This is a genomic window from Myxococcus sp. RHSTA-1-4 (assembly GCF_020037125.1).
Lineage (GTDB): Bacteria > Myxococcota > Myxococcia > Myxococcales > Myxococcaceae > Myxococcus.
In genome coordinates this window covers 112,777-129,622 of the sequence record NZ_JAIQDG010000010.1, presented here as the reverse complement: position 1 = coordinate 129,622, position 16,846 = coordinate 112,777, and the positions used below count along the sequence as shown (strand labels likewise).

Below are 16,846 nucleotides of genomic sequence, written 5' to 3'. Positions count from 1 at the left end.
AGGCTCGCCGGTGCGGGCTCCCGCGGATGAGGAGACCCGTTACTTGCGCTGGAGCGACAGCAGGTAGTCGCGGTGCCACCGGCTCGGCAGCCGGGCCAGCATGTCACCGCTCTTCCGGGTCATGGCGATGGACTCGTACTTCTTCTGGATTTGACCGTCGCCCACCATGAAGCCGTTGGCGTACACCACGGTCTGGTCCTCGCCGAGGGTGGACTTCTCCGCCACCGAGCCGACCTTGAGGTTGTAGACCTTGCCGCTGAAGGCCTCGCGGCTCACCTCGGTGAGCTTGCTGGGCCCCGCCCTGGTCATGACCAGGTCACCCTTCTTCAGCTCGCGGGCCTGGACCATGCCGCGCGCCACGACCTGGATGGGGTGCATCTCGGTCATCAGCAGGGTGCGGCCAGCCTCGTTGCGGATGCGCACCATCGGCGTCGTCTCGATGCCCACGGCCGTGTCCATGACCGTCAGGGACGGGTTGTAGGGATTGGACACGGAGTCGCCCGCCTTCACGGACTCGATGGTGGTCGCCTTGCCCTCCGCCATCTCGATTTCGGTGCCCTCCGCCAGGCAGCTGTTGGTGATGGTGATCTTCTTGAAGACGTAGTCCGGCCGGACGGCCGCCGGGTCGTTGCTCAGGGTGATGGAGGAGCGGTACTTCGTGCCGGCCGAGATGAGGGGCAGCGTGATGAACGCGGTCAGCTTGGCCGAGTCCTGCACCTGACGGCAGCCATCGTCGAAGAACGCGGCGTTGGTGCCGGTCAGGTCCCAGGAGAAGGTCTTCTTGTCCGCGCTCAGGGTGACGCGGTTCCAGAACTGGCTCATCTTCGACACGAGCGTGTTGCCGTCGGTGACGTCACAGCCTCCGCCCACGTTGGTGAGAATCAGCTTGAGGTGCCCGGCGTCGGGACGCGCCAGCCCCAGGTTCAGGTCCGTCTTGAGCTGGTTGATGGCCGCGTCGTCGAAGACGTGACTGCTGGTGACGGCGATGGAGCCCTTCAGCGGCAGCTTGACAGAGGTCGCGTTGCCCGTCAGGTCATAGTCGCAGTCCTGCGTCCAGGTCCGGTTCAGACACACCGAGATGAGGTTGTCGTTGAACGCGACGTCGAGCGGGGCGAGGACCGTGAGCGCGCTCAGGCGGGGCGCCTCATTGACGACGGGCCCGCTTTCGAGGCCGACGTCGGTGAAGAGATAGGAATCATTGACATTCCCGGCTTGATCCTCCTCGACCTTGTAGGACGAGACCCGGTACCGCTTGAGGGTCGTCAGGGCCAGGTTGCCCGTGGCATTCACGGTGACGTTGTAGCCACCGTCGAACTCCTCGCTCCAGGCCAGGTCTCCCAGCGCGAAGCCACTCGAGTCGGTGTAGCTGGTGTCGACGTAGGTGTAGACGGCGCCGCCGGGGAAGGTGGAGGTCGCGGTGCCCAGGCCGTCATTGGCGGCCGAGGTCGTCTCACCGGTGCTGGCCTGCTCGATGACGTGCATCTCCTGGATTTCGGCCGTGCCCTCGAGGGTGTTCGCCGCCATGGGCAGGAGCCCCGGCTTGTAGCCCTGGGCCAGGTGGTCCTGGCGCCGCTGCGCCAGGACCTTGAACAGGTAGGGCGAGTTCTCCGGCGTCTTGCCCGCGAGCTTGAGCCGCGCCATGGCGAACCGGTACTGGGCCTCATCCGCCATGTTCAGGCGGATGCGGACGTTCGGTTTGGCGATGCCGTGCAGGTACTGCTGGTCAGCGATGTAGGTGGCCCACTCGGCCTTGGACAGGCGGCCCGGCTCTCCAACCCCCTGCTGGTTGCGGCCGTGGAACTCCGGCATCGACTCCTGTGGGTTCGACGTGCAGCCAGACAGCAGGCTCAGACAGGTACCGGCGATGGCGCTGCCCACGACCAGATAACGGCGCATTCGCATCATGTTGCACCTCCTCTACTCAGACAATTGGATGGGGACGCGGAAACGGCTTCACATCACTTGCAGACCTCGGCGTAGTCAGGGCAGCAGTCGTTGTAGAGCACGCAGCTCTCCTCGCAGAAGCAGCCGTACCCGGGGCCGCCACACAGGCCCTTGCAGCTCGCGGTTGTGTTGTTGCAGTAGTAGTTGCCCTGGTTCAGGTCATTGAAGAGGAAGGAGTTGGGCGAGCCCCGGACATCCGAGACGCAGTTGAGGCTCGCGGAGCCCTCGACGTTGGCTTCGACCTGGTTGGGCCGGGCATCGCGATGGTCGGTCAGGTACTGGGCCGCGGCGCCCGCGACGTGGGGGCTGGCCATGGACGTGCCGTCGATGGAGGCGGTGGCCGTGGTGCCGCCAACCCAGGCGCCGAGGATGCTCACGCCAGGGGCGAAGATGTCCACGCAGTTGCCCCAGTTGGAGAACCACGCGCGCCGGTCGGCGTCGTCGGTGGCGGCCACGGTGATGGCCGAGGGCTCGCTCGCGGGCGAGCGGGTGCAGGCGTCCACGTTGTCATTGCCCGCGGCGACCACGACGGTCACCCCCGCGTTCACGGCATTGGCGACCGCGGCGTTGGCGGTTGGAGTCTGTCCGCCACTCAGGCTCAGGTTGGCCACGCAGGGCCCGTTCTGGTTCCGGCAGTCGGTACGGGCGAAATCCAGGCCCGCGATGACGCCGGCCCAGCTTCCCGAGCCACCACAGCCCAGCACCCGCACGGGATGGATTCGGGCCTGCTTGGCCATGCCGTAGAGGGTGCCCGCGGCCGTGCTGCTCACGTGCGTGCCGTGGCCATGGCAGTCCTCGACGCCGCGGCCGTCGTTGACGGCGGTGAAGCCATTGCCGATGCGGCCGGTGAACTCGGAGTGCCGGGTGTTGATGCCGGTGTCGAGGACGTAGAGGTGGACCCCGGCGCCGTTGCGGCCGTGGTCATCGTAGCTCCCGTCGCGCCCCAGACGCTGGTCCGTGCGGTCGATGCCGTCAGCCGGACTGGGAGAGGTGGTGCCGAGGCCGACGACCGCGTTCTCCTCGATGTAGGCCACGCTCGGGTTGTTGAGGAGCTTGTCGAGCTCCGTCGCATCCAGCGTCGCGGCGAACCCCGGGATGATGGAGTACTGGTACATCAGCGCGTTGTCCCCGCCGGCCTGGGCGACTTCGGCCGCCGCGGTGTCGATTGCCGACGTGCCGACCTCCGCCTCGAAGACCACGAGGTACTCTCCGGGAACGCTCAGCCCCGCCGGAGCCTTGTTCAGCGGCGCGACGCGGCTGACCAGCCTTTCCGGAGGCGTGCTCGTGTCCTGGAGGCCCTGCTCCGCACAGCCGCCCAGGGTCAGCGCGAGCATGCCCATCAGCGGCAGGACCTGGCTCCTCGCCACCGGGGCGCGGCCATCACGTGTCTGTCTTGTCGGCATATGCGTTCCTTTTGCTTGCAGGTAAGGGATTCCCTCGGGGTGTGCGAGCACCCCATGGGTGGGCGTGTGCCATTGCGGCCGCCGGACTCCGGCGCCGAGGCTGTAGTCGAGGGGGGTGTGCAAGGTGATTCAGTGTGGCCCTGGGCGCACACAGGGGTTTCCACGAGACAGCAACTTCGAGGTGCCGGTTCCCGGTGGATGCTCGCAGGCTAAAGACGCTCGGCGCGGTCAAGCTATGCAGAGATTTTCAACATTCACCAGGAGTGAATACTTTCCCTGACGCTGTGACAGGCTTTCGTGGCGAACGCCAGTGTCAACCCTCGGCGAGGATGCGGCTGATGCTGAGGTCGAGCTGGCTCTCGACGGCGCGGAGGACGCTCGTGAACTCCCGGGAGGAGAGGTCCAGGCGCTCCTTGAGAATGCGCCGGGTCGCGTCGTGAACTTCCTGCTGCGCGGTCCGCAGCCACCTGGATGCGGTGGATTGGTTGACGTTGAAGAGGGCGCCAATCCTCGTGGTCGACAGGCGATCCACGAAGTGGAGGCGGAGCAGGTACTTCTGCCTGCTGGGCAGCGCCGCGAAGGCATCTTCCATCGCCTGACGGAACTCGTCCTGGTAGCGCCGCTGGATGGCCTCTGTTTCGGGATTCCCGTCGGGGTCGGGCAGCAGGTCCAGGATGGCGTCGCTCACCGAGCCCTCCTCGCGCGTCGTACGCAGCAGGCTCAGGGCCGTGCGCAGCGACACGACCCGCACCCAGTTGCTGAGAGGACCACGGCCCGAGTACTCCTCTATCTTCGGCGCCTCGTCGGTGCGCACCAGCAGCCGCTCGCGCACCTGCTGACGGATGTCATCGACCACTGCCTCGGGGAGCTTCATGTGCGCGAGCGTTGCCGGGACGTCCGCGATGTGGTGCCGCTCGAAGGCGGAGAGCGCGGCGGGAATGCCCCTGGCGCAAGCGCAGGCGAGGTAGAGGTCTCCCGGGACGAGCTGGGCAAGGAGGCGCTCGAAGTCGTCCCCTGGCTCCAGCCTCGGGGAATGTGCGGCGAGATGACAAACGAACGCGTCGGACGAGAGGGGGATATCTGGCCATTGGTCACGGCCCTCCCGCCAGAAGCGCAGGAGCAGGCGCTCGAGGCATTCGAGGTCCGCGGCCCCTTCGACGTGCCAGCCCGTGTGTGCGAGGAATGTCGGTGCGAATGCCAAGCCCCCCTCCCTCTGAGTACCCCATATTATCCAAGAAGCCGATTTTTACAGCTTAATCGCACAGAGGTCTGACACAAGGTGGTGGCCACGCCGCGGCGGCATCCAGTTCTCTCCGTATGGCTCGCGTTTTGTGAGAGTCTTCACTCAGGGTGTTCCGAGGGGGGCACGAAATTGCCATCAAGCTGCCTGTGCGATGAAGACGTGGTCGCGCTGCTCGAGGGCCGGTTGGAGACGGCGGCGAATTCCGTCGTCCATCGCCATGCCGCCGAGTGCTCCGCGTGCCGTGAACTCCTGGTCGCGGCCGTGCGCAGCGATGCGCGTCAAGGACGTGCCTCGTCAGTGGCCACCATGCAGGCGGGGCGCGCGTCGAATTCGGAATGGACGGCGGCACGGCCATTCGCCACCTGGAAGCCGCCCCTGGAGCTGGACGAGTTCAGATTGGTGAGGCTGTTGGGGCGGGGCGGCATGGGGGCCGTCTACCTCGCGCGCGACACCTCGCTGGACCGCTGGGTGGCACTGAAACTCTGCGTCGCGCTCCAACCCGATGTGGGGACGCTTGCGAGCTTCGCCATCGAGGCGTGCGCCATCGCTCGCATCAAGCACCCGAACGTGGTGACCATGTTCCGGAGTGGCGAGGTCGATGGGCGGCCCTATCTCGTGTACGAGTATGTCGACGGGAAGAGCCTCGCGGAGCTGCGGCCTCCGCTCCCCTGGCAGCGCGTGCTCGACATCGCCGTGGGGCTCTCTCGTGGCCTGCATGCCGCGCATCAGTGCGGTGTGCTCCACCGCGACCTCAAGCCGGGCAACGCCATCCTGGAGCCCGACGGCACGGTCAAACTGCTCGACTTCGGCCTCGCCTCGTTCGTGGGCCCGGAGCGCGCCCCCCCATTGGCGGTGCCTGGCGTCGTCGGGACTCCGCGCTACATGGCCCCTGAGATTCGGCTTGGCGCACCAGCGACCGCGCAGAGCGACCTCTATGCGCTCGGGCTCCTGCTGTTCGAACTTTGTACCGGATGGGTGCCCTCCCCCGTGGCCATCAGCCTCGATGATGGGGTCGGCATGGGGGCGCTGATTTCGGACCTCGTCCCGGGAATCGACCCCAGGTTCGCGATGGTCATCGGGTGCTGCCTCTCGGAAGACCCCTCGGAGCGCTTTGCCCTGGCGGATACGTTGTGCGCGATGCTCGAGCATATCGCGCGGCCGGGCTTCACCCCCGCCGTCACCAGCCCGCCCTTCCTTCCTCAGCCCCTTCTGCCGCGCGGCCATGCCCCGCACCTGCGGAAAGAGTATTGAGGGCCTCCGCTACGGAACGACGAACTCCGCGGCCGTGCGCCGCCGCCCGGCGACGACGGACACCACGGCGCGGCCGGTGCCCACCGCCGTCACGCGGCCCTCGGGCGACACGGTCACCACGGAGGCGTCCGAGGTGAACCACTCCAGCGGCACGCTCTCCAGCACCGCGCCATTGCGGTTGAAGGCACGGGCCTGGAGCTGCACCGACTGGCCCGGGCGCTGGAAGACATGGTGCGTGAGGTTGAGTCCCAGGCGCACGAAGTCCGCCGGCACCACCTGCACGGCGATGGCGCGGCTGAGGTGCCCCAGGGTGGCGGTGACGGTGGCCACACCGGGATGCCCGGCCACGAGCTGACCGTCCTCCACCCGCACCACCGTCTCGTCCGAGGTACGGAACGCGGGCGCCGCGTCGGGAATGGACTCGCCCTGCTCGTTGCGCGCCACCACGCGCAGCTTGATGACGCGGCCCACCTCCATGAAGTCCGCGCCCGGCGCCCTCACGTCGAGCGTGTTGAGGATGGTGAGGTCCAGCGGAATCGCCGTGCGCACCTTGCCGCCCGTCACGCCGATGGTGGTCTTCCCGGACTTGCGCACCGTCACCACGCCGTCCTGCACGAGCGCCACGTCCGTCGCGGAGCTCGTCCACCGCAGCTTCGGCTCGGACATCCGCTTGCCCTCGTCATCGAGGACCTCGTACCGCAGCTTGATGTTCTGCCCCGGAGTCCGCAGGTACTTCGTCTCCAGCGGCTCGATGGTCATCGAGGTCGGAGTAGGCCCGCAGGCACTCAGCAGCCCGAGGACGAGGACAAGGACGGAACGGGAAGGAAGGCGCGTCTTCACGGCGGACCAGGGGGAGAGCGGCAACCATACCAACGCCGCGCGACCGCCCCGGAGCGAAAAGGGCCCGCAGCCGTCCACGACCGCACGCCTGCCGCTCCGTGCACCGTCCCCCCTGGGCGCCCCGCCGCTGCCCGCCGGTCCGACAGACAGACAGGCGGGAACCCAAACCGCCTCCCCCCGGCTACGGCTGGGACTCCCAGTGCAGCTCGGGGCCCTGCCCCTCCGGCCGGGGCTCGGGCGCCAGGGCCAGCGGCGGCACGTAGAGCCCCAGCCACTCCCGCCGCCACCAGTCGCCGGTGCGCCGCCGCTCCTCCGGGCTCGACATCCGGTAGTCGTAGAGCACGGCGCGGACCATGCGCGGCGGCTTGTCCGGGAACGGATTGCGCTCGAGCAGCTTCAGCACCTCGGGCGAGCCCTCCAGCAACCGGGCCAGGAAGACGATGAACCAGTTCGGCGGCGAGCCGAGCGCGGCGAACCACATCTGCCAGTCCAGCCGAGGCTGGTGCGGCGCCACCTGCCTCGGGGGGCGCTTCGGGTCGCCCACCTTGTAGCGGAACGAATATTCCTTCCAGTGCTCGCCGTCGTCGGAGCCCTCCACGAGGATTTCCGGCCGCTCCACCGTCATCACCGAGAACAAGCCGTAGGGATTCACCGAGCGCAGCGGGCGCGCGCGTGAGTCCAGCCACCCCAGCATGCCCATGAGGCGCTCCGGCTTCCGCGGCCACCAGTCGAAGCGCCGGAGCACCTCGGACGCGCCGAGCACCACCAGCGGCGCGGCCGTCACCGCGGACACCGCCGTGCGCCACCACGGACGCGGACGGGCGGGTTGCTCCGCCTCCAGCGGAAGCACGCGCCGCAACGCCGCGTCGTCCAGCAGCCACAGCCCCAGCACCAGCGACTGGAGGTTGAAGAAGCCGTAGTTGCCCGTGGCGCCGATGGTGCCTTGCAGCCCCGCGAGGGCCCAGAAGGCGAGCTGCCGCACCCGCCGGGGCGCGAAGGTGAGGAAGGCCCCTCCCGCCTCCAGCCCGAGCGTCGCCGCGGTGGAGGCGCGCTGGAACCACGGGGGCAGGTGGTGCGCGTGCCAGCCCCCGCGCGTGGGCAGCGGCGCCGTCTCGTAGTAGTGGTCCATCGCCCTCAGCTCGCGCCACGTCTCGTCCCCCGACTGGAGCTTGCTGACGCCGGAGCCGAAGTAGAGCCGGAACACGAGCAGCCGGAAGAGGAACACGTCCAGCGCGGAGGGCGCGTCACGGCCCAGGCCCGGCCTCGGTCCTCCGGGCGCGGTGAGCGCCGACAGCAGCCCCATCTCCAGCAGCAGCACGTCCCACTGGAAGGAGAGGAACTCGCGGCCCACCGACACATAGGAGAGGTACAGCCCCCACAGCAGCGACACACTCAGCCGGGGCGCGACGTTGAAGAGCAGCGCCAGCGACAGGAGCTGCCCCGCCCGGCACCCGCGCACCAGCGCGGCATCGGACGCGCCCAGCCAGAACACCGTGGGCGTCGTCCAGACGCGCTCCCAGCCCGGCTCCACCGCCTTGTGCGCCTCCAGCCGCTCGTGCACCGGACGGATGCCGCGCTTCCCGTAGAGCCCGAGCACCTGACGCCCCAGCGAGGTGAAGGCGACGAGGAACGTGCCGCCCATCAGCCGGAGGAAGGCCCAGCGCACCAGCCGGTACTCATGTGGCACCACGGCGCGGCCGAAGAGCCACCGGTCCACGCGCGACGCCCCGCGCCGGTTGTGGGCAATCACCGCGTAGACGCCCCGGGCCACGTGCAGCACGCCGGGCAGCAGCCCCAGACGCGCCGCCATGCGCGTGCCCCTCCGGGGCGACCAGGCGAGCGCCCGGAAGACCGCCTCCGCGCCCCGCGACACACGCCCGGAAGGCTCCACCAACTGCATGGCCCGCCGCATGTCCGCCTCGCGGATGCCGAGCAGCCAGCGGTGCCACCAGCGGCCCGGCACGAAGCGGACGCGCCCCTCCGTGCTCAGCCGCCAGCGCGCCACCCACCGGCGGCAGAAGCCACAGTCCCCGTCGAAGAGCACGAGCGGCCGTTGCGCCACCCCGAACCTGAGTCTCTCCACCATGGAGGAAGGGTGTGCGCGCCACCGGGCCATGGCCGCCCGGACTCCTCCCGGCCGGCCGCTCGTGGAGCAAGAGGCCCGGCGAGCGAGCCAGACTTCCAGCCCGCGGGGCCACGTGCCCCAGGCGCGCGGTGCCTACGTTTCACCGCATGAGCGAGCCCAAGGGGAAGGCAAAGCGGGTGGTCGAGGTGGTGCCCGGCATCCACCACTGGACCCTCTCCGACGACCGCATCGGCGGCGGACGCAGTGACGCCTACGCGGTGGTGGACGATGACGGTGCCGTCGTCCTCATCGACCCGCTGCCCGTGGACGAGGCGGCGCTGCGCAGGCTGGGGAACATCTCCGCCATCGTCCTGACGGCCGGCAACCACCAGCGCTCGGCCTGGCGCTTCCGCAAGGCCTTCGGCGTTCCGGTATGGGCGCCCGAGGGCGCACAGGGGCTGGAGGAGGAGCCGGACTTCTCCTACGGGGCGGGCTCCACGCTGCCGGCGGGGCTCGTCTCCTTCCACACGCCCGGGCCCACGGAGGCCATGTACACGCTGTGGATGCAGCAGCACCCGCGCGCCGTGGCCTTCATCTCGGACCTGCTGACGCACGAGGGCCGAGGCACGCCGCGGTTCGTCCCCAGCGAGTACCAGGACGAACCCCTCCGCACACGGCACAGCATCCAGCGCATCCTGGACCACCTGCCGGTGCAGACGGTGTGCTTCTCGCACGGCGCGCCCATCATCAACGATGGTGCCTCCGCGCTGCGGCGCGCGCTGGAGGAGGACATGGAGTCCCCCGCCGCGCCTTCACCGTGAGCCGTCGAGGGCACCTTCGCGCACCAGCACGTGCCCCGCGTCCTGCCCGGGCGGGACGAGGTGCAGCACCTCCCCCGCTTCGGCGCGGTCCAGCAGCCCGCTCAGCGTGGACAGGTCCGTGACGGGCACCCGCCGCGTGGGCTCCAGGGACAGCCGCCGCTCCATCGCCTCCGCCACGCGCGCGCTGTCCGACAGGTCCGTCTCGTAGACGAACGAGCGCTCACCGTACTCGTGCCCCCCGGGCACCCGGCCCACCAGGCGCAGCGGCCCCAGCCGCGCGTGGACGCGGACGCTCGGGTTGTCCCACTGGGCCACGCCACGCAGCCGGCGCGCGCGCAGCATGCCCAGCGTGAGCGCCTTCACCCACGGCGCGGCCCCGGTGCCCGGCAGGAAGCTCAGCAGCGACACGCCGATGAACAGGCCCGGCGTCACCGAGGGCGCCGCGTAGTACGCCGCGCCGATGGCCGGGTCCTCGTCGGCCAGCCCCAGCCGCTCGCGCACCGCCGGCTTCACCATGCGCGCCGGGCACCGCAGGAGGCCGATGGCCCCCGGCAGCAGGTACAAATCCGACAGCACCCAGCGCGGCACGCCGATGCCACCGAAGGCGAGCTGGTTCAACACGAGGTACTGCGCCGCCAGGTCCAGGTTCCGCTCCGCGGGCAGGTACCGCACCGGCAGCCCCAGCGGCGCCAGGTCCAGCGAGTCCGCGTGTGCGCCCGAGCCCAGCGCCACCAGCGACATACCCGGGTGCCGCGCGAAGAAGTCCTCCGCGCCCCGGGCCAGCGCGCCCCCGTCACGCATCGGCTTCGATGTCCTTCGCCACGGCCGCCAGCCGGTACGCGTCCGGAATCCGCACCGCCCCCGCGCCCACCTCCGCGCGCGACACGAGGCACCGCGACGAGCCACCGCCCTTCTCGCACAGCTCGCGCATGGTGAGCGGCACCACGCGCATGCCCAGCGCCTCCACCCGCGCGCGCACCGCCTCCGGCACCACCGAGGGCGCCAGCAGGTCGCGCCCCACCGGCAGCCCGTTGGTGGCGTAGCGCTTGATTTCGTCCTCCGTCACCACGAGCAGCCGGTGCTCGCCGAACCGCTCGCGCAGGCGCGCGTACGAGTCCGGGGCGATGACCTCCGGGCACACCAGCATCCGGTCCACCGCGGGAAGCGGGAGCACCGCCATGTTGCCGTGGAAGGCGGGCTCGCGGACCTGCACGCGGACCACCTCACCGGGGAAGTACCGCGCCGCGGCCTCCAGGCCGTCGAGCGTGGTGCGCCCGCCCCAGAACAGCAGCGTGGCGCCGTCGAAGGTGGCCACGTCGCCATGCGCCTCCCATATGCCCACGCCCGGGTCCACCACCTCCATGCCCAGGCTCCGGGCCAGGGGTGCCCAGTACTCGCGCTCGGCCTGCCGGTGCGCGCTCATCATCCGGGGCAGCAGGAACAGCGGCGGCGCGCCCTCGCGCGGTATCACCTGCCCGCATTCCGCGGCGTAGGGCATGCCCGTCAGCAGCTCCGACGGGGACGGCAGCGCCACCACCGTGCCACCGCGCGCTTCGATTTCCCGCGCCAGCGCCAGCCACTCGCGCCGGGCCTGGCGCGCATCCACCTGCGGGGCCTCGCGGCTGCGGAAGTTGCTCCGACCACGCAGGGCCCAGCCGCGCCCCGGGGGCGACATGAGGAAGAGGTCCATGGTGGCCCCGCTTCTACTCCTCCCGCCTTCCACGCCGCCACAACGCGCACCGTCAAGGGCGACGCCCTGTTGCATTCCCGGAAGCAGCCTTGCGGACGAGCCCTCCAGGCAGGGCGCCTGCCCGGGCGCACCGGTCGCCGTCGACCCTGGTTCCCAAGCGCATCTGGATGTAGCGCGGCAGGGGCTCCGCGCTGGAACGATGGACGCGCGCTCCGTCATGACTCGCGGTCCTGTTATCCCATGAACACCCTGGCAAGCCCCTTGCCCCATGGTCACGCCGCCATCGGGCGCGTTTGCTCCTCCGTCACGCCTTCATGGGACGCGGGCTCCTCCCATCCAGGCCGGAGGAGCCATGACCTCACGCGGGTTGAATCCGCTGCTGTGCCGGCCGGACGCGCGGCTGCACCTCGAGGTGCTGGAGGATGCATCCTCGGACGCCTGCTTCCTGATGACGCAATGGGAGCATGCCCTCTTCTCTCCCCGCTACACGCTGGCGGAGGTGATGCACGGGCCGGAGAAGCGGCTCCGTGCGTACCTGGGCGTGCTGGAAGCGGGCGGACCCGAGGTGCTCGCGCGCATGGCCCGCCCCAGTATCGAGGAGGAGGACGCGGAGAAGTCGTGGGTGGCCGCGTGGGTGCTGCTGGCCCGGGGCACGGACGACGACGTGGCGGCCGTGCTGGACGTCCTTCAGCACGGGGATGAGTCGCAGCGCATGGCGGTGGCCCGCGCGCTGGAGCTGAGCGAACGGCCCGGGCTCGCCGCGCACCTGCTGCCCCTGATGGGGCGCGAAGTGAATCCGGACGTGGCGGCGGCCGTGCTTCACGCGCTGACGGTGCGCGGCGAATCGCCCGGCGCGGAGGTCCTGGTACGCGCCCTGGCCCACCCCAGGCCCGAGTTGAGGATGGCGGCGTTGCACGCGGCGCGGCGCTTCCCCCAGGAGGCCAACGCGGCGGGAGCTTCACGCGGATTGGACTCGGCGGCACCGGAACAGCGAGCGGCGGCGCTGGTGGCGGGACTCATACAGAACCCGCGCACGATGTGGCGCGCATGCCGCGAAGCGACGAGGGCACCGGACGTGGCTGGACGCACCGCACGGCTCCTGGTGGCGCTTGGAGGCGAGGCGACCGACGTGGAGCGGCTGGTGCCCCTGCTCGCCCAACCAGCCCTGCGCGCGGACACACTCTGGGCACTGGGCTTCTCCGGTCGAGTGTCGGCGGTCGAGGCCTGCGTGCCATGGCTGGACGACGCCAGCCTGGGGCCTCTGGCAGCCGAAGCCTTCTCATCCGTGACGGGGCTGAAGCTGGAGGGCCGCACCGTGCGCAAGCGGGAAGACGGAGAGGAGGACGAAGCACTCCCCACGGACGAGCGCACCCCGGAGTGGCCGGGCCCCGACAACGACCTGCCCGTGCCGGTGGCGTCCGAAGTGGAGCGCTGGTGGGCCGAGAACCGCGAGGACTTCGATACGAGCAAGCGCTACCTCGGGGGCCATCCATACACGGCGGCGCGGCTGCTCGATGCGCTGGAAACGGCCCCCATGCGCCGACGGGGACCGCTGGCCCTGGAACTGACGCTGCGAACCGGGGGCGCGCTCGGCGTGGAGACGCGCACCTGGGCCACCGTGCAGCACGTCCAACTCCAGGCTGCGCGCGCGTGGGAGGCCCGGATGCGGATGCACGCCCTGGCCTCCTGAATGAATCGTTGAAGCACCGGCAGCCCCCGGAAGGAGCAGCGCATGAGCAACAGCGTTGGAGCCAATGGCCGCAGCCTGGTGCACAAGGACTCGGGTGGCACCACCGTCGCCTTTCCTGACGTGTGCAAGACACCGAGCCCCGCCGGGCCCGTGCCCGTTCCGTACCCGAACGTGGCGAAGTCCTCGGACGCGGCCGGAACGGCGAAGACGGTGGAGGTGGAGGGCAATCCCCTCTGCGTGAAGGACTCCACCTTCTCCACCAGCACGGGAAACGAGGCGGGCACGGCAGGGGGAGGCGTCTTCTCGGGAAAGACGAAGGGCAAGGCCGAGTTCGCCACCTACTCGTTCGACGTGAAGGTGGAGGGCAAGGGCGTGGCGCGGGCCCTCGACTTGATGACCCACAACAACAAGAACACGCCGCCCTTTCCCCTCGTGCAGCCGCCCCTGGTGGCCGTGGGCGTGCCCCCGGACAAGGTGACGTGCCTGTGCTGCGGGAAGAAGCCGTAGGAGGCACTCGCGAATGCTCGCGGTGACGGGATTGGGAATGATGACGGCGGTGGGTTATGGCGCGGTGGGCACCCTCGCCGCCCTGCGCGCGGACATGGACCGTCCGCACACGCACCCCACCTTTCGCGTGGTGGACGGCGAGGGTGGAGAAGCGGCCGTGGTGGGCTACCCCGTGACGGGCTTCGCGGAGGGCTTCACCGGGCCGGGCGCCTGGGTGCGGCTGGCGCTGGGCGCCTTCGCGGACCTGGTGCACGGCGCGGAGCTGCCGCCCGCCACGGACGAGGACTTCTGGCGCCGCACGGGCCTGACGCTGCTGGGCCCCGCCGCCGACACGGAGCGCTTCTCGGAGTTGCTGGACGAAGCGCCCGATGCCTGGGAACGGCTGTACGCCCGGCCGGTGGTGGAGGCCCTGCGCATTCCGTGGGCGCCGGGACATATGCGGGTGCTGGGGCTGGGGCACTGCGCCCTGGCCGAAGCCGTTCAGCGCGCTGGAGAAGATATGGCCGCGCGCCGGGTAGACCGGGTGGTGGTGCTGGCCGCTGACTCGTACCTGGACGCGGAAAGCCTCTCGTGGCTGTGCGGTCAGGGACGGCTGAAGGGCGCGCTCGGCCCCATGGGCACGATGCCAGGCGAAGCGGGCGCGGCCGTGCTGGTGGAAGCCGGCACCGTGGCGCGCGGCCGGTGCGCGGCGCGAGGCGGCCGGGTGCTCGCCGTGGCCTTGTCGGAGTCGCGGGAGCAAGGGGCGCCATCAACACCCGAGGAGCTCGGTCGCGCCCTGGCCGAGGTCGTCCGTCGTGTGCTCCCGGAGCAGCGGCCCTTCGTGGGGGACGTGCTCCTGGATCTCAACGGCGAGGCATGGCGAGCCCAGGCGTGGGGCCACGCGCAGATGTTCCTCACGCGCGAGCACGTGGACTTCGAGCGCTGCCGCGCCACGTTGCCCGCGGAGTGTCTGGGCGAGACGGGCGCGGCGAGCGCTCCCCTGGCCCTGGGCGTGGCGGTGGGGGCCTTCGTCTGGGGCCACAACCCCGAGGGACAGGCGCTCGTCCTCTCCCTTTCCGAATCGGGCCGGGCGGCCGCCATCCGCCTGGGCAACGCGTGAAGTGCCGGAGGCTCATGTCATGGCAGACGACTCCCACATCCTCAACAGCATGCCCGTCATCGCGGTGCTGGGGCGCAACCCGAACACGTACCTGGACAACGGCCGGGCCGAGCTGAAGGCCAACGCCGGGCGGCGCCAGCGCGTCTACGACAACGACGCGAAGATTCTCGAATACTTGAAGTTCTACGACGTGGCCCCACGCGACAAGGGCGTGCCCAAGCACTCCCCTGCGCACGCAGCCCTCTACCACTTCGACTACTTCATCAACGGGCTGAGGCCCTACTCCAACATCGGCCACCACCTGCTGCCGTGCGAGGTGTTCATCCCAGGCGAGGTGTTCACCGACGAAGAGTTGGAAATCCTCAAGCGCGTGCTCTACGACGTGAACAACGGCAAGAACATCATCTTCCTGCCGGGTTTCTCGCATGTGGTGGCGGTGTACCTGCTCAAGCGTGGCAACAGGTCCGGCTTCGAGGTGTGGAAGGGGCTGGGCGAGGACGCACGACGGCAGCACAAGGAGGCGTGGCAGAATCAAGCCCTGCGCTACTGCAACGTGCACCGACTGCCCTGCCACTACGACTTCCACCAGGACTACACCGCTCAGGTGAAGACGGACTGCGCGGACGTGAAGCGACTGGTGCGCGGCCAACTCGGCAAGATATGCGAAGGCTGGAAGCCTCCGGAGTCCATTCCTCGCACGCTATTCAAGCTTCAGGACGTGTATTGGGGGTATGTCGTGAGGTTCGGCGAGAGCCGACCGCTGGATGCCGGAGCGAGCATCAACGCACTCATCAAAATCAAGCCCCCCAAAGGAAAACTCAGCCTCTGAACTGCCGCACCTCAACTGCAATTCAACGTCAAGGAGGAATGCGCGTGAAATTCTACCCCTGGGTCAACGACGATGAGGACGATTCATTCGCATGGATCACGAAGGATTCGGACTTCCTGATGCACTGCATGGAATCCTATCTACTGCACGAAGGTGTATCGGTGAAGTCATGGTTCCCGACGGACACCGTATTCCAGCTCGATGACTCGCGCGGCATCAAGCTGACAGACTCCATTCCCAACACACTGCATCTCCTCATCGTTTCCGAAAAGCTCAAGGGTGTGCTGGAAGAGAAATCCGGTGCGGCCATTGAATTCCTGCCTGTACGCATCCGCAACCAGCGAGGCCGTTTCGTCCAAGAGCCCTATTTCATCGTCAACCCTGTCGGCACGCTGGAGTGCGTGGCTCGGGAGAAGTCCAGGTTCTGGTGCTCGGAGATCCGCCCCGATCAGGTCTTCCACTTCCACAATCTGGTATTGGACGAATCGAAGATTCCTCCCGACGCCAGGCTCTTCCGGCTCAAGGAGAAGAGCAACCTCTTCATCGTCCGCGAAGACCTCGGCAAGGACATCCTGCGCGCTGGGTGCGACGGGATGATCTTCCAGAACATCGAAGACTACGGGGCCGAGTTCCGGACCGATTGAAGATGCCGCCCCTGCTCGATGGAGGTGAATGATGAACGCCCCGAACATGCGCGCGCTCGAGACATCCGCGAGCGCCAAGGCCGCGTTGCTGGAGGAGGAGCTGTCACAGGGCAGCCGGCCTCCCGAGGAAATCGAGCGTATCTTCTTCCACCTCTCGCGCTACACCCGCGCCGCCGCCATTGCCCGGCTGCTCGCGTACGCGGACGGGGCCACCTTCCGCGAGCGTCTTGCGCGCTCCGGTGAGGCCCGCCGCCGGCTGCTCCAGTGGGCGACGGGTGCACGGCGCCCCTTCAACCGCTTCACCGCCACGGGCCACTACGGGCCGCTCTGCGACGCACTGGCTTCCGGAGCGGACGAACTGGCCCGCGACATCGTCCACCTGTCCACGGACACGCTCGTGAAGGGCCACGAGTTCGAGGAGGACTTCCTCTACGCGCGCCTGCTGGGCCTCATGGCCACCGGAGACGACACGGCGCCCGGCCGCGTGGAGCCCCTGCTGGAGTCCCTGGAGCGAATCATGGACGGCCAGGACTTCCCCCGGCTCGCCATGTGCCGGGCCCTCCTGGCACGCGAGCAGGAGTCCTTCGACGCCGCCCTCCAGGCGCTCCTGGAGGAGCGAGACCGCCACTTCCGCGCGCAGGCAAGTTCCTTCACCCCCAGGGACGAGGAGGCGGACACGGAGCCCTTCATCTTCGTGGAGGGCCTGTCGCTCCTGCGTCTCGCCGAGCACCGGGGGCTCTCGGTGCAATCCGACTACCTCTTCCTGCCCGGCCTCGCCCGGCCCCGCTGAAGGCCCGGGAAAGTGCACGCTGGCGCACCC

General features: G+C 69.3%; 15 protein-coding genes. 8 read left to right on the top strand and 7 right to left on the bottom strand.

Annotated elements, in window-relative coordinates; translation table 11 throughout:
• Nucleotides 1-39: 39 nt before the first annotated feature.
• From K8638_RS15970 to K8638_RS15960, 3 genes are all read right to left on the bottom strand, one after another.
• Nucleotides 40-1,905, bottom strand: coding sequence for a Hint domain-containing protein (locus K8638_RS15970; RefSeq protein ID WP_223755389.1), 1,866 nt, complete (start codon nucleotides 1,903-1,905; stop codon nucleotides 40-42).
• A 53-nt stretch (nucleotides 1,906-1,958) separates the two neighbouring features.
• Nucleotides 1,959-3,347: a S8 family serine peptidase gene (locus K8638_RS15965; RefSeq protein WP_223755388.1), complete on the bottom strand. Its 1,389-nt coding sequence runs from the start codon at nucleotides 3,345-3,347 to the stop codon at nucleotides 1,959-1,961.
• Nucleotides 3,348-3,660: 313 nt separating this feature from the next.
• The gene (locus tag K8638_RS15960) at nucleotides 3,661-4,548 is read right to left on the bottom strand and encodes a sigma-70 family RNA polymerase sigma factor (RefSeq protein ID WP_223755387.1); all 888 of its coding nucleotides are present in this window, start codon (nucleotides 4,546-4,548) and stop codon (nucleotides 3,661-3,663) included.
• Nucleotides 4,549-4,749: 201 nt separating this feature from the next.
• On the opposite strand from K8638_RS15960, the gene K8638_RS15955 reads away from it, so the two are divergent.
• Nucleotides 4,750-5,841 (top strand): serine/threonine-protein kinase, encoded by a 1,092-nt coding sequence (locus K8638_RS15955; protein ID WP_223755386.1) that lies wholly within the window; start codon nucleotides 4,750-4,752, stop codon nucleotides 5,839-5,841.
• A 9-nt stretch (nucleotides 5,842-5,850) separates the two neighbouring features.
• On the opposite strand, the gene K8638_RS15950 is transcribed toward K8638_RS15955, so the two are convergent.
• Together K8638_RS15950 and K8638_RS15945 are read right to left on the bottom strand one after the other, a co-directional pair.
• Nucleotides 5,851-6,600, bottom strand: coding sequence for an Ig-like domain-containing protein (locus K8638_RS15950; protein ID WP_223755385.1), 750 nt, complete (start codon nucleotides 6,598-6,600; stop codon nucleotides 5,851-5,853).
• A gap of 262 nt (nucleotides 6,601-6,862) precedes the next feature.
• A complete protein-coding gene (locus K8638_RS15945; protein ID WP_370643996.1) occupies nucleotides 6,863-8,797 on the bottom strand; it encodes a lipase maturation factor family protein in 1,935 nt (644 codons plus the stop codon).
• 116 nt (nucleotides 8,798-8,913) lie between these two features.
• On the opposite strand from K8638_RS15945, the gene K8638_RS15940 reads away from it, so the two are divergent.
• Nucleotides 8,914-9,567, top strand: coding sequence for an MBL fold metallo-hydrolase (locus tag K8638_RS15940; RefSeq protein ID WP_223755384.1), 654 nt, complete (start codon nucleotides 8,914-8,916; stop codon nucleotides 9,565-9,567).
• Here the strand turns inward: K8638_RS15940 and K8638_RS15935 are convergent.
• The gene (locus tag K8638_RS15935) at nucleotides 9,559-10,368 is read right to left on the bottom strand and encodes a hypothetical protein (protein ID WP_223755383.1); all 810 of its coding nucleotides are present in this window, start codon (nucleotides 10,366-10,368) and stop codon (nucleotides 9,559-9,561) included. The two genes, K8638_RS15940 and K8638_RS15935, sit on opposite strands and share 9 nt — an antisense overlap.
• Complete coding sequence (locus K8638_RS15930; protein ID WP_223755382.1) at nucleotides 10,361-11,257, bottom strand: dimethylarginine dimethylaminohydrolase family protein; 897 nt, start codon at nucleotides 11,255-11,257, stop codon at nucleotides 10,361-10,363. The genes K8638_RS15935 and K8638_RS15930 overlap by 8 nt, the downstream gene beginning before the upstream one ends.
• A gap of 352 nt (nucleotides 11,258-11,609) precedes the next feature.
• Here K8638_RS15930 and K8638_RS15925 point away from each other — a divergent pair, with 352 nt between their 5' ends.
• The 6 genes from K8638_RS15925 to K8638_RS15900 are packed head-to-tail and all read left to right on the top strand — an operon-like array spanning nucleotide 11,610 to nucleotide 16,816.
• The gene (locus K8638_RS15925; protein WP_223755381.1) at nucleotides 11,610-12,947 is read left to right on the top strand and encodes a TIGR02270 family protein; all 1,338 of its coding nucleotides are present in this window, start codon (nucleotides 11,610-11,612) and stop codon (nucleotides 12,945-12,947) included.
• Between the two features lie 42 nt (nucleotides 12,948-12,989).
• Nucleotides 12,990-13,454 carry a DUF4150 domain-containing protein gene (locus tag K8638_RS15920; protein WP_223755380.1) on the top strand — a complete coding sequence of 155 codons (465 nt, stop codon included), beginning with the start codon at nucleotides 12,990-12,992 and terminating at the stop codon, nucleotides 13,452-13,454.
• Nucleotides 13,455-13,467: 13 nt separating this feature from the next.
• Nucleotides 13,468-14,553 (top strand): hypothetical protein, encoded by a 1,086-nt coding sequence (locus K8638_RS15915; RefSeq protein WP_223755379.1) that lies wholly within the window; start codon nucleotides 13,468-13,470, stop codon nucleotides 14,551-14,553.
• A 19-nt stretch (nucleotides 14,554-14,572) separates the two neighbouring features.
• Nucleotides 14,573-15,382, top strand: a complete 810-nt coding sequence (locus K8638_RS15910) for an AHH domain-containing protein (protein WP_223755378.1) — start codon at nucleotides 14,573-14,575, stop codon at nucleotides 15,380-15,382.
• A gap of 44 nt (nucleotides 15,383-15,426) precedes the next feature.
• Nucleotides 15,427-16,026 carry an imm11 family protein gene (locus tag K8638_RS15905; protein ID WP_223755377.1) on the top strand — a complete coding sequence of 200 codons (600 nt, stop codon included), beginning with the start codon at nucleotides 15,427-15,429 and terminating at the stop codon, nucleotides 16,024-16,026.
• A 28-nt stretch (nucleotides 16,027-16,054) separates the two neighbouring features.
• A complete protein-coding gene (locus K8638_RS15900) occupies nucleotides 16,055-16,816 on the top strand; it encodes an Imm49 family immunity protein (protein ID WP_223755376.1) in 762 nt (253 codons plus the stop codon).
• The last annotated feature ends 30 nt before the right edge of the window (nucleotides 16,817-16,846 follow it).